General features: G+C 65.5%; 10 protein-coding genes. 5 read left to right on the top strand and 5 right to left on the bottom strand.

Annotated features, from left to right (window positions below):
- Positions 1 to 4 precede the first annotated feature (4 nt).
- The 3 genes from BWQ92_RS23725 to BWQ92_RS22200 all read right to left on the bottom strand — a co-directional run bounded on the left by BWQ92_RS23725 (position 5) and on the right by BWQ92_RS22200 (position 5099).
- Complete coding sequence (locus BWQ92_RS23725) at positions 5 to 1864, bottom strand: M23 family metallopeptidase (RefSeq protein ID WP_076803284.1); 1860 nt, start codon at positions 1862 to 1864, stop codon at positions 5 to 7.
- Positions 1865 to 2452: 588 nt separating this feature from the next.
- The gene (locus BWQ92_RS22205) at positions 2453 to 3136 is read right to left on the bottom strand and encodes an alpha/beta hydrolase family protein (protein WP_076803283.1); all 684 of its coding nucleotides are present in this window, start codon (positions 3134 to 3136) and stop codon (positions 2453 to 2455) included.
- A gap of 22 nt (positions 3137 to 3158) precedes the next feature.
- Positions 3159 to 5099 carry an alpha-amylase family protein gene (locus BWQ92_RS22200; RefSeq protein WP_076803282.1) on the bottom strand — a complete coding sequence of 647 codons (1941 nt, stop codon included), beginning with the start codon at positions 5097 to 5099 and terminating at the stop codon, positions 3159 to 3161.
- Positions 5100 to 5301: 202 nt separating this feature from the next.
- Between BWQ92_RS22200 and ligD the strand changes: the two genes are divergently transcribed.
- Positions 5302 to 6324: a non-homologous end-joining DNA ligase gene (gene ligD, locus BWQ92_RS22195; RefSeq protein WP_076803281.1), complete on the top strand. Its 1023-nt coding sequence runs from the start codon at positions 5302 to 5304 to the stop codon at positions 6322 to 6324.
- Between the two features lie 593 nt (positions 6325 to 6917).
- Entirely contained in the window at positions 6918 to 7460 is a 543-nt protein-coding gene (locus BWQ92_RS22190) for a CARDB domain-containing protein (RefSeq protein ID WP_076803280.1), read from the top strand.
- Between the two features lie 40 nt (positions 7461 to 7500).
- Here the strand turns inward: BWQ92_RS22190 and BWQ92_RS22185 are convergent, their stop codons facing one another.
- Positions 7501 to 7818 carry a PAAR domain-containing protein gene (locus BWQ92_RS22185; RefSeq protein ID WP_076803279.1) on the bottom strand — a complete coding sequence of 106 codons (318 nt, stop codon included), beginning with the start codon at positions 7816 to 7818 and terminating at the stop codon, positions 7501 to 7503.
- Positions 7818 to 8630 carry a COG1470 family protein gene (locus BWQ92_RS22180; RefSeq protein ID WP_076803278.1) on the bottom strand — a complete coding sequence of 271 codons (813 nt, stop codon included), beginning with the start codon at positions 8628 to 8630 and terminating at the stop codon, positions 7818 to 7820. Before BWQ92_RS22180 ends, BWQ92_RS22185 begins: the two co-directional genes overlap by 1 nt.
- A gap of 257 nt (positions 8631 to 8887) precedes the next feature.
- Between BWQ92_RS22180 and BWQ92_RS22175 the strand changes: the two genes are divergently transcribed.
- From BWQ92_RS22175 to BWQ92_RS22165, 3 genes are all read left to right on the top strand, one after another.
- Positions 8888 to 9508 carry a response regulator transcription factor gene (locus BWQ92_RS22175; RefSeq protein ID WP_076803277.1) on the top strand — a complete coding sequence of 207 codons (621 nt, stop codon included), beginning with the start codon at positions 8888 to 8890 and terminating at the stop codon, positions 9506 to 9508.
- Positions 9509 to 9685: 177 nt separating this feature from the next.
- Positions 9686 to 10453: a DUF4255 domain-containing protein gene (locus tag BWQ92_RS22170; protein ID WP_236783031.1), complete on the top strand. Its 768-nt coding sequence runs from the start codon at positions 9686 to 9688 to the stop codon at positions 10451 to 10453.
- Between the two features lie 7 nt (positions 10454 to 10460).
- Positions 10461 to 12539: an ATP-binding protein gene (locus BWQ92_RS22165; RefSeq protein ID WP_076803275.1), complete on the top strand. Its 2079-nt coding sequence runs from the start codon at positions 10461 to 10463 to the stop codon at positions 12537 to 12539.
- Positions 12540 to 12644: the final 105 nt, after the last annotated feature.

Here is a 12644-nt window from a genome sequence, read left to right as displayed (position 1 = left end):
AGCCTTAGTTCAGCAGCTCCTGGAACTTTGGTGACTCGCCGGCGGCTGATTTCGTCCAGGACGGGTGAGATGCCGAAGGCTCAAGCTCTTGGCCCGGCGCAGGTGGCTGAGAACACCAGGCCGGCAACTGCTCCGGCGGTAGTTGGCACTCAAGCGGCAGCGGACACGTGGCTGGCAATTGTGGCTGAACCCCGCATCCTGTGGGGAGGGGACAGTTGGCCGGCATGGCTACTCCGGCTTGGTAGGCGCAATTGGCCGGAAGGGGGCATCCGTCGGGGACTGGCGTGTTCGCCTGAGTGGCACAGGCTGCCGGGAGGGGGCAGTTCGGCGTGACAGGCTGGTTGGACTGGTAGGCGCAGCCTGCGGGGAGGGGGCAGTTGGGAGGCATGGTGCCGTCTGCTTGAATGACGCAGCCTGCTGGGAGTGGGCATCCGTTCGGCATGGCGACCCCTGCCTGGACGGTGCAGCCTGCCGGGAGGGGGCAGTTGGCGGGCATGGTCCCGTCTGCCTGGACGACGCAGCCTGCCGGGAGTGGGCATCCGTTCGGCATGGCGACCCCTGCCTGGGCGGTGCAGCCTGCCGGGAGGGGGCAATTGGCGGGCATAGTCCCGTCGGCCTGGACGACGCAGCCTGCCGGGAGGGGGCAATTGGCGGGCATAGTCCCGTCGGCCTGGACTACGCAGCCCGCGGGAAGGGGGCAGTTGGCGGGCATAGTCCCGTCGGCCTGGACGACGCAGCCTGCCGGGAGGGGGCAGTTGGCGGGCATAGTCCCGTCGGCCTGGACGACGCAGCCTGCCGGGAGGGGGCAATTGGCGGGCATAGTCCCGTCGGCCTGGACGACGCAGCCCGCGGGAAGGGGGCAGTTGGCGGGCATAGTCCCGTCGGCTTGGACGACACATCCTGCCGGGAGAGGGCAGTTTGCAGACATGGCAACCCCGGCTTTGACACCACAGCCTGCCGGGAGCGGGCAGTTAGCCGGCATGGTTCCGTCGGCTTGGACCGCGCAGCCCGGTGGGAGGGCGCATCCCGGCGCCATCGGAATGCCGGCCGTGACCGTGCACTCTGGCGATGGTGTGCAGCCGGGTGCTTGTGGGTTGGTCTTGCACGTGTCTGTGGGTGTGCAGCCGGGTGCTTGTGGGTTGGTCTTGCACTTGTCTGTGGGTGTGCAGCCGGGTGCTTGTGGGTTGGTCTTGCACTTGTCTGTGGGTGTGCAGCCGGGTGCTTGTGGGTTGGTCTTGCACTTGTCTGTGGGTGTGCAGCCGGGTGCCTGCGGGTCGAACCTGCACTTGTCTGGCGCAGGGCAGTCCGAAGGCAGCGGTTTGGTGCTGCAATGCGGCGGTTGAGGTGGTGGAGCAGGCTCCTTCGTACTGAAGGTCTTTCCAGCTATGGTGGGAATCGTCCAGGTCAGCGTCTTTACTGAACTCGGATCAAAGCTGATCATCCTATCGTCCAGGGCTAAGCGGTCAATCTGACGGATGCCCAGTAACGTCCACCGATTAGGGTCCTTATGCTGTCCGTTTTCGATGACTTCAAAGTGCAGGTGGCAGCCGGTCGATGATCCTGAAGTGCCCACTTTGGCAACAACCTCGCCGACTCTGATCTTGCTGCCCTTTTCGGCACCTAACTTCAGCAGATGGTTATAGGTCGTAATCAGGCCGTTGCCATGGTCAATCTCTAATCTGTTGCCCCCTCCCCAAGGGTGCCAACCCGCTGCGCGGACCACGCCTGCGTCGGCAGCGTATACCCGCGTTCCACAGGCTGCACCGAAATCCTGCCCATAGTGGAACTCACCCAATTGCCCCGTGATTGGATTTCTACGCGACCCGAACTGAGAAGTTTTGACCAAGAATTCAAGAGGAGCCATAAGGGAGCCGCGCGGGGGTCTTTTTAGTAGTGCTGATGCAACGCCCGGCGTCGAGGCTCCCTTGAGGGCAGCATTGGAGATTACCGGGCGAAAAGGCACTTTCACTCGCGGGGTGTTGTTGGGGTCCAGGAGTGGTGCGTCTTCGCTGCCGGTCGGAGCCATTGGCAATTCGACCTCGCCAGCAGAATGGCGATTGTTCCTGATTGGGCCTTGGCTGAAGGCGAAGACGGCAAAACCTAGGATCAGTGCTGCCGCAAGAGTTCGCAATGTCAGGCTGCCAACGATATTCCTCTTGGCGGAGGGCCGTTCCTTGTTTGTATGTCGCGTACTTCGAGCTGCCACAAATGCTCCCGAGTTTGACCCGCCGAACTGGGCACGCGGCAGGCATGGACCTCATTGTGGCTTCACCTCGTTGACAGGGAAACCCGCAGTCACTGCTCCTGTGTCCGAGCTTTGCCCTTTAGATCCACGTTGAGTGCTGGAACAGCAGCAATTTCCCTAGTGAGCGGGGAAGAATTGAAGCATGGGAGTCGCGGGGCTCCGATGGGCTGCCCTATTGGGCATTCAATTGTGCCCAGACCGTGCGACTTAGTGGCCGGCAGGGTTGTTGGCCCGAATATATGCGGCGACCGGCGCCGCGAGCGAGGCGCCGATCTCTTCGGCGCTTCGCTTGTTGCCGGCAACAGCGAATGAATGGTCGCCGCCCTCGCACCACTGCAGCGTGGCGGTAGGTCCGATCCGTGAAACCACGCCTTCCAGCAGTTCCCGGGTGGCGAAAGTGTCGCGTGTCCCCTGGAGGAAGAGCATGGGCGTTGTTAGCCCATAGAGATGCTCGTCGCGGAGCTTTTCCGGCTTGCCCGGCGGGTGCAGCGGGTAGCCGAGGTAGACGAGGCCTGCGGCAGGCATGCCCTCGGCCACCGCCATGGAGGCCATGCGGCCGCCGAACGACTTCCCGGCAGCCCACACCGGCTCGCTTTTCCCTGCGGACCGGGCTGCAGCGTCAGCCATCGCCGCCCGCCAGGTGGCAATGGCTGCCGGCGGACGGTCGGGGAACTTCCGGCCCGCCTCGCGGTAGGGGAAGTTGAAGCGCAAGGTGGCCACGCCGTCGTCGTTCAAGGCGCCAGTGAAGCCGCGCATGAACGGATGTTCCATGCCCGCCCCGGCCCCGTGGGCAAGCACCAGGGTTGCGAACGGATTGGCCGGCCGTGCGTAGGCACCGGACACGTGGCCGTCACCGACGGCAATGGTGACGGGAGTATCAGCTGTGGGCATGAGTTCATCATGCCCGATCGCTTCAGTCGGCCGGGACCACCCGGAGCCAGGCGTAGTCCTGCGGCCGCAGCACGAGCCCCTCGTCGATCCGGACCGGCACATCGGAAAACAGGTCCAGCGCTTCGGCCGCGAACCCGGATAGCGTCTCGGCCGACACCACCTGCGGGCCATCGCTGAAGTTGGCCAGGGCCAGTACTGCGGTTCCCACGCCGGGGCGCTGGTAGCCCAGGACGGCGTGATTGTTCGTGGTGAAGGGAACGAGGCGTGTGCCGCCCAGTTCTGGAGTCGCGGCACGGACCTCAATCAGCCGACGCAGCCCCGCATACACAGCCCCCTCAGGAGTAGCGGGATCCAGGCGTTTGGCGTACTTTTCCGCGGGGAACTGCGGTCGGTGCACCCACCGGCTGTCCGCCTCGTGGCCGTCCTCCTGGGCATAGCCGTAGTCATTGAGCTGACCCACCTCGTCACCGAGATAGAGCAGCGGGATGCCGCCGGTGCTGAAGGCCACCGAGTGTGTCAGCAGTACGCGGCGGATCGCCTCCGCCGAACCCTCCTCCAGGCCGCACAGCGACCCCGTGGTGCCGGAGATGCGGCAGTCACCGGTGCGCGGGTTGTCCTGAAACGGCACGCCATGGGCGAAGCTGCCGGGGAACCGGTTGACGTAGAACGAGTTCAGGAACCGGCGGTGGTCGAAGCCGTTGATGCCGAACTCGGCGGCGTCCTCGTCCGCAAACGTCCAGCCGATGTCGTCGTGGCTCCGCACGTAGTTCACCCAGGAAGTCCCGGGAGCAATGTTGTGCCGCCGTTCGAGGGCCTGGGCCAGCAGCGACACGTTCCGCGTGGCCAGCGCCTCCCAGGTCAGCGCCATCTGCAGCGGGTTGTAGGAAAGCTGGCACTCAGCCGGGTCAATGTACAGGGCCACCTCGTCCGGGTGCACGATCGCCTCGGACTTGAATAGCAGCGACGGCGCCGCAAGCCGGCAGACGGCGTTGAAGGCCTGCAGCAGAGTGTGCGCCTCGGGCAGGCTCTCGCACGGCGTGCCCAGCTGCTTCCAGATGAAGGCCACCGCGTCCATGCGAAGGATGTCCACGCCGAGGTTGGCCAGGAACAGCATCTCGCCGGCCATGGCCCGGAACACCTCCGGGTTGGAGTAGTTCAGGTCCCACTGGAAAGTGTGGAACGTGGCCCACACCCACCGGCCGTCCGGCAGCTGCACGAAGGAGCCGGGGTGGTCTTCGGGGAAGATTTCGCGGACGTTCTGTTCGAACGCGTCAGGCATAGTGCGGTCCGGGAAGATCCAGTAGTAGTCGCTGTAGCGGGGCTCGCCCGCGGCGGCCCGCTGCGCCCACTCGTGCTCGTTCGAGGTGTGGTTGAAGATGAAGTCGACCACCAGGCTGATCCCGTTGGCGCGCAATTCCGCGGCGAGGGCGCGCAACTGGTCCATCGTGCCAAGCTTCGGATTGACCTTCCGGTAGCTGGAGACCGCATAGCCGCCGTCGGACAGCGGTTCCGGGGCAAGGAACAGCGGCATCAGGTGGAGGTAGGTGAGGCCGAGTTCCTTGAAATAGGGGATGCGGGCACGCACACCTTCCAGGTCGGCTGCGTAGCGGTCCACATAGCAGACGCCGCCGAGCATGCGGTTGGACTGGAACCAGTCGCTGTTGTCTTCCCGGCCGTCGTCGAGCTGTTTCAGGTCGGCGGGCCGGTCCTGCCAGGAGCGGGCCATCTCCGCCACCAGGGCGGCCAGCTGTTCCTCAACGTCCGGACGCGATCCGTACAGCGAACGGAACAGCCTGGACAGGTCGGGAAAGTGCCGGTCGTAGCGTTCCTCAAGCGCGTTCCAGTCCCTGCTGCCGGGAACCAGGCCGGCCTCCGCGGCCGTCGTCCGGAACAGCTGCTGTTCACCCGGTTCCCGGGCGTCGGAAGGTCCTTGGGTAGCGTCCAGACTGGCGGATTCAACCATGGAATGGGTCTCCTTCGAGGATGCTCTGCGCCTGGCGGCGCCCGTGGCTTTCATCCTTACAGATGGTCCCGCTGCTGCCCATAGAGCGGCTGGATGTTTTGGCGATGTCCGACGGCGGAACCCGTCTTGGCAGGGGCTGCTCAGCAGGAGCCGTGAATGGGAAACTGCTGACGCCGCCCGCCGGGCGGGGTAGGTTGTCCCCATGGCCAGTGAACAGACCACCCTCAGTGTCGACGGGCCCAACGGCCCAAGGGAAATGCGCATCTCAAGTCCCAGTCGGGTGCTGTGGCCCGAGCTCGGGCTGACCAAGCTGGACCTGGCGCGCTACTTCGTGGATGTCGGGGAGGCCTTCATCCGGGCAAACGGCGACCGGCCGGTGGCTTTGCAGCGCTTTTCGGGCGACGTGGACGGCGAGATGTTTTTCTCGAAGAACCCGCCCAAAGGCGCTCCCGACTTTATCCGCACGGTGAAGGTGGTCTTTCCCAGCGCGCGCTCGCACCCGATGCTGGTCTTCGACGAGCCGGCCGCCGTGGTGTGGGCAGCGCAAATGAACACGGTGGTTTTTCACCCCTGGCCGTCCCATGCAGTCAACTCGGACAACCCCGACCAGCTGCGCATCGACCTGGACCCCCAGCCCGGCACCGACTACGACGACGCCATCCCCGCGGCCCTGGAACTGCGGAAGGTGCTCGCAGAGGCAGGGCTGGACGCCTTCCTGAAGACCTCGGGCAACCGGGGCCTGCACGTCTACGCCCCCATTGAACCGACCCGCGAATTCCTCGACGTCCGCCACGCCGTGATCGCTGCCGCCAGGGAGCTTGAGCGCCGCATGCCCGACAGGGTCACCACGAACTGGTGGAAGGAGGAACGCGGTGAACGTATCTTCGTCGACTTCAATCAGGCCAACCGGGACCGCACCATCGCCGGCGCCTATAGCCCGCGGGCCCTTCCGCATGCGTCCGTGTCCTGCCCCATCACCTGGGATGAGCTGGCGGATGTCAGGCCGAAGGACTTTACCATCCTCACCGTGCCGGACCGGCTGAAAACCATCGGGGACCCGTGGGCGGACATGCACGCGAAGCCGGGCACGATCGATACACTCCTGGAGTGGTGGGAGCGCGACATCGGCAACGGGCTGGGGGAGCTGCCGTTCCCGCCCGACTACCCAAAGATGCCGGGCGAGCCGCCCCGCGTTCAGCCCAGCCGGGCGAAGAAGCCTGAGTAGGCGCCGCCCCATCGTATACGAGGCGGTAAAGCTGCCCGATTTATTGCCTCTTTGGGCACGGATGCATGGGACAAGCGACGCACGATGGATGCCAACTGGCTGCGGTCTGACGAAAGGACCGCCCCAGTAGACCCCCAGACGACTGGGCTTCGGTCGGAGCGGATTGTGAGCACATGAGAGTTTACGGAATGCGTAGGCCATTTGCGTTAGTTCTGCTCATCGCGTTTGCCCTGACTGCTTGTGGTCCTCACGTACCGGACTTGACTACCCGCCCAACCCCAGTTGGGACCGCGGGTGGCGCTACGGGAAGCGGAACGGTTGCGCCCAATCAAACGACTGCTCCGTCCACAGAGTCGACGACGCCGTCCACTGGTAGTGGCGGTGAAACCGGTGGGGGTGGCACTGATGGTGGAGGCTCAGGCGGCGGTGAAACTGGTGGTGGGGGTTCCGGTGGCGGAGTTTCTGGAGGTGGCACTGGTGGTGGGCGTGCCGGCGGCAAAGAGGCGGACCCGATCGTGTGCGAGCCGTATGCTCCTCCCACGGCCCGGCCCCAAGCGACCACTGCACCGCCGTCGCAGACTGACGCCGCGCAGGTGAAGCCGGACTTCATCGTGGTTCCTCCAGAAGCATGCACCGTGGCCCGGGGTGACCCGCCCGACACGCCTGCCTGCCTGTTCGTCACCGTGGATTTGCGCAACCAGGGGCAGGGGGTCCACGCGGTTGAGTTGGGAATCGAAAGTAAGTCGTTAGCGGCAAAAGTGGGGCTGAGTGAGAAGAAAACATTGGAGGCGGGGGAGGAACCGAAGCTTACGGAGGTACGCGTCAACATCCAGCCCGATGACCTTGGGCAAACGCACGAAGTGACCTTCATGGCCGACCCGCTGAAAACCATTGAAGAAGCCGACGAGGACAACAACCTAATCACCGTGAAGATCACCCTGCCCACCGCAGACACCCTGCCCGCTACGGCCGTCTGCCCCCCAGAAACAATGGACAGCACAGACGGTCCCTCCTCGCCTGCTGCGGAGGGAGGCCAGCTTCCGGAGGGAGGCCAGCTTCCGGAGGGAGGCGGTTCCGACGGTTCTTCCTCGCCGGCGGGCTCGACGGAAACGGTTCCCGCGGCCGAGGGACAGTGAAGCCCAAGCAGAGCCGCCAGCCACGTATTACGTCCCCGCTCTACCCCCCGATAATGACGGTGGGACAGCCGGGGCCTGGGCCCACGGGAGTGCCGTGAAGGCTCAGGTCACCCACCCGGGCGGCAGGAAAGCCGCCTATGAGCACCGTCAGGCTGCCCGCTGCGATCCCGTTTGGCGCCGGAGAAACACACACAATCCCGCCGGGAAGGGCGTTCGCTACTGCAGCAGGCATCCCGCCAATCAACACGGTTGGCACGCCGGCGGCCGGGGTGACAGGCCCTCCCACATGCGGCTTGGGGCCGTCGGACAAGGAGCATAAAGCCGTATCCCCGACCCGGAGTGCGGGACCAGTAGGCATCACTGAGTCCCGTTCGGCACGCCGTTCGGGGCGACCCCCTGCGACGTGTTCGTGCTCGTGGGTTCGCTCACCCTGACTGACTCGACCGAGAAGTGCCACGCCACCGTCAGTGCCGCCGCCAGAAGCAGGAGACAAAATACGGTTTTGATGGTCCTCCACGGCAGTATTGGGTACTGAACATGGCTCCCGTCGAGTAGAACGGGAACCCCGTCCTCCGGTGTCGCGGTTACCACGAAAACGCGAGTGGTAGGCGTGCCGCTCCAAATCTTCTCTGCGGGTCGAACATGGACAGCCGTGAACTGAACTTCGCCAGGTCCTATTGTCAGTTCCGGAGGCTGCAGTTCGAATTCCAGCAGGTCGCCGGGGTCGGATCCAGCCAGTTCCACTGTGATGGGGACATTACCCCAGTTATCCAAGGCAACATTGTGCTTGGCCCCGCGCTTGCCCTGGGACATTCTTGGCATGAGCTCACCCGTCGTCTCAAGGAAGGGGCGCACCTCTACAACCCCTTCCGGCAGAGCGGCGTCCTCCGGGTGCTCGGTGGGTAATACCTGAACCCCGAACAGGTACTCGCCAGCGTGCACGGAAGCAGACCGGGGAGGCCTGAATGTGACGTCAGCCGTGGTGTCATGTCCTGGATAGAGCGAAACGCGGGCCGGTGCCACTTCAGCCCAGGACTCTGCCGGGCCAACAACCCGAAGCGAGTATTCCTCCACGACTTCGCTGTCATTGCGGAAGGTTATACCGGTCGTCCCTTCTGCACCCCCCTCTATGCTGAGGCGAGGCGTGTCAAACGATGCGGTGGTGGTCATACCCTCTCCTTCGAAGGCCAGCAAGCGCCTGGGCAGAGACGCTCGCAGGTACTCAGAGGCTAGGGCGCTGGGGGATGCGCGCAGCATGACACCGGGCCGGACTTCGGGGCACTACGGTTGCCCGTTGAGCCCTTGTTGACTGCACGAAGAGAAGCATCCGCTAAATTCAGGGCAGCGGATTGCCACATTCGGGTACGTGAAGCTGGTGGGGGCTACCGGTCTTATCCGCGGCCGTTACAGGTAGCAGGGGAGGATTCATGGAACCAATAACAGTGAAAGTCCACGCACGCGATCCGATTTCCGAAGCCGGGGTCGCCAGCGAGTTGCGGGCCCGTCCCGAAGTCCGCGTGGTGCGGGCGCCGAACGCGGAGGCGAGGGTCGTCGTCGTGGTTGCAGATTCAGTCGACGAAGACGCCCTGACTCTGCTCCGCATCGTGCAGCGTAAAGGCGCCGCCCGGGCAGTCCTCGTGGCAGGCCGCCTGGACGACGGCGACCTCGTCAAAGCAGTGGAAACGGGGGTAGTGGGGATAGTGCGCCGCAGCGAAGCGACACCGGACCGCCTCATCTCTGTCATCCTGGCCGCTGCTGCAGGTGAAGGAAGCGTGCCGCCCGATCTGCTGGGCCGCCTGCTGGACCAGGTCGGGAAGCTGCAGCGCCACGTCCTTGGTCCCCGCGGGATCATGTTTACCGGCCTAGCCCCACGCGAGGTGGAGGTCCTGCGACTGCTGGCAGACGGACTGGATACGTGTGAGATTGCCCGGAAGCTCGCGTATTCGGAACGCACCGTCAAGAACGTTGTGCACGACGTGACCACCAAGCTCCAGCTGCGCAACCGGTCCCATGCCGTGGCTTACGCCTTGCGCGAGGGGCTGATTTAGGGATTGCCCGAAGGGGTATGAGGCGCTTCCCGGCCGCCTGCCCCCCTCGGGGTTCCGGCGGTTGACCGTGTCGAGCACCGTGGACTTACGGTCCGTCCGGCGGCGGACCGTAAGTTCCGGCAAGCGGGAGAGTTACGAGTTGTCCACACCAGGATTGGCAGTTGCGATTCCGACGGCGTGCCGTACCTTGGCGGTGCGATCACAGCTGCCGCACACCTGCCCGACGGCGGGCCGTGCCTTGGCGGCGCGGTCGCAGCTGCCGCACGCCAGCCCGACGGCGGTGGTCATGTGATTGCCCAGGTGGACGAGGCGCTGCGCACGCTCATCCGGACTGACGCGCTGAACGGGTCGGAAGTCGACGTCGTCTTTGACGCTCCGACGAAGGACTGGGCTGCACGCCGCAATGCACCGACGGTTAACCTCTACTTGTACGACATCCGCGAGGACGTCCGGCGCCGGGAACGGGGCCTGTCGGAGCAGCGCGGCGATGACGGCCATGTCCGGACCCGGCGTCCGGCCCCCCGTCATTACAAGCTGTCCTACCTCGTGACAGCGTGGACCCAACGGCCGGAGGACGAGCACCGCCTCCTTGACCAGCTGCTTCGCTGCTTCCTCAAGTACGAGGCCCTGCCTGACGAGCTCGTGGTCGGCCAGTTGGCGGAAACCGGGCTCGTGGTGCCGCTGACCGTGGGGCTTCCCCCGCCGGAGGACCGGGCTTTTGCTGACGTCTGGTCCGCTCTGGGCGGCGAGCTGAAGCCGTCGCTCGACATCGTGGTTATCGCGCCCGTCGACACGGGCATCGTTTACCAGGCCGGACCGCCGGCCTCGCAGGGAACGCACCTTGACATGTCGGACCTCCTGGATGGCGGAGCCGACGTCGGCCGTCACCAGCACGTTGCCCCGCCAGCACCAGCCCGGGACAACGGCAAGCGGCAGGCCCGGTGATTCCCGTATGGGGCAGAATCCGAGCCTGGCGCACCTGCTGGGAAGAATCAGCGTAGTCGAGGAGCGCATCCGTCTCCTCGTTGCGATGCGCCGCGCCGAGGACCCGCAGCCTGACGACCCGTTCCGGGGGCTGTATCTCAGTGACGAGGCAGTGGACCGGCTGCTTGAGGGAGAACAGCCCGCTCTGCGGAACAGCAATGGCGGGCTGGGTGCGGCGTCAGCACGGTACCGCGAATGCGAGGAACTGGCTGAAACGGCCCAGGCGGCGGGTCACCCGCTGAGGCTGCGGAACCTCGCAGATAAATTCGGACTGTCAGGTCTCGACGTAGACCTCTTGCTGGTGGCGCTCGCCGCCGACCTGGATCCACGTTTCGAACAGTTCTTCGGGTACTTGAACGATGACGTCACGCGCCGCCGCCCGTCAGTGGCTGTTGCATTGGCCCTGTGTGGCGAACCGCTCTATGCCGCCGGCGCCCGCGCACGCCTGCTGTCCGGGCCACTCATTTGGGGCGGCCTGCTGGCCGTTGAGGATCCGGACCGCCCTCTGCCTGGAAGGGCGCTGCGGGTGCCGGACCGCGTCGTCGGGCATCTGCTGGGAGATGATGCCCCCGATCCTGCGCTCGCCGCAGTCCTGGCGTCACCCCCCGAGGTCACGTGGGGTGATCCGGGCCCCCTGGCAAGGGCGCTCGACGCGGGTATCCGGTTGGCTTATCTGCGGGAACCCGCAACAGGATCCGGGCGGATTCTCGCGGCGGAGGCACTCAGTTCCAGCGGTTACCCGGCGATCCACTTGGACCTGGGACGGCTGGCGAATGAGCGGGAACCCCTTGCGCTGGTGGACGCCGCAGTGCGGGAGGCAAGGCTCAGGGGCGCCGGCCTGGTCGCAGCTCCCCTTGCCGCAATATCTGATCACCCCCAGGTACTGGAAGTGCTCCACGCCGAACCGCAGCCGGTGCTGTTCGTCGGTGACGCGGTATGGGATCCAGCGTGGACCAGCCGGCCGCCGCTGCTGGTCGACGTTGCCGCAAGTTCTTCGAACGAGCGGCTGGAGTTGTGGCGGGCGGCCCTTGGGTCACATGACGGGCTTGACGTGGAGGCTGCAACATCGGCTTTCAGGTTGCGGCCGGAGCAGGTTGTCCGTGCGGCCGGATCGGCGCTTGTGCAGGCGGCTTTAGCAGAGGACGGGCGGGCCACTGCGGCGCAGCTGCGGGCCGGGGCACGGGGAGAGAACGGTTCGGCCCTGGACCGGCTGGCCCGGCGGATCGAGCCGGCGGTCGGCTGGGGTGACCTGGTTCTGCCGGATGCGGTACTTCAGGCACTTCAGGAGGTCGCGCTGCGGGCCAGGCACCGTGAAAGGGTGCTGGGCGACTGGTCCATGCGTCCTGGAGCCGGCCGCGGGCACGGGGTAGCGGCACTGTTCGCGGGAGATTCGGGAACCGGCAAGACTATGTCCGCCGAAGTGGTGGCCGGGGAGCTGGGACTGGACCTTTACGTGGTGGACCTGGCCACCGTCGTCGACAAATATGTGGGAGAGACAGAGAAGAACCTGGAGCGGATCTTTGCTGCCGCGGCGGGAGTCAACGGCGTGCTGCTGTTTGACGAGGCAGATGCCGTCTTTGGCCGCCGCTCCGAGGTAAAGGACGCCCACGACCGGTACGCCAACATTGAAAGCGCCTACCTGCTCCAGCGCATGGAGACCTTCGACGGACTGGCCATCCTGGCAACGAACCTGCGCGCCAACATTGACGAGGCGTTCACCCGCAGGCTGGATGTCCTGGTGGACTTCCCGCTGCCGGACGCCGCCCACCGCACTGTGCTGTGGGACCGGTGCCTTCGGACGCTGGACCGTTCCGCGGACCTCGACCTCGCCTTCCTGGGGAAGGCGTTTGAGCTGGCGGGCGGCTCCATCCGCTCTTCCGCCATTACGGCCGCCTACCTGGCAGCCGACGACGGCGGGACCGTCACCATGAGGCACCTCGTCACCGCCGTGCAGCGGGAGTACCGCAAACTGGGACGGCTGATGCTGGAGAGCGAATTCGGCCCGTACTGGGGAATGCTGTCGACGGCGAAGAACTCCATGGGCTGAGACACGCGGCCTTGCCCGTAGGGGCAGAAACGGCTGCCTCTTCCGGCGCCGTGGCGGCGCTTGTAGGGCCGGACTGGAGGGGGGATCGTCGGTGTAGGTCCGACG

Origin of the sequence: Arthrobacter sp. QXT-31 (assembly GCF_001969265.1) — a bacterium.
Lineage (GTDB): Bacteria > Actinomycetota > Actinomycetes > Actinomycetales > Micrococcaceae > Arthrobacter.
Note: the sequence above shows the minus strand (reverse complement) of the source record. Positions and strands in the feature narration are given on the sequence as shown.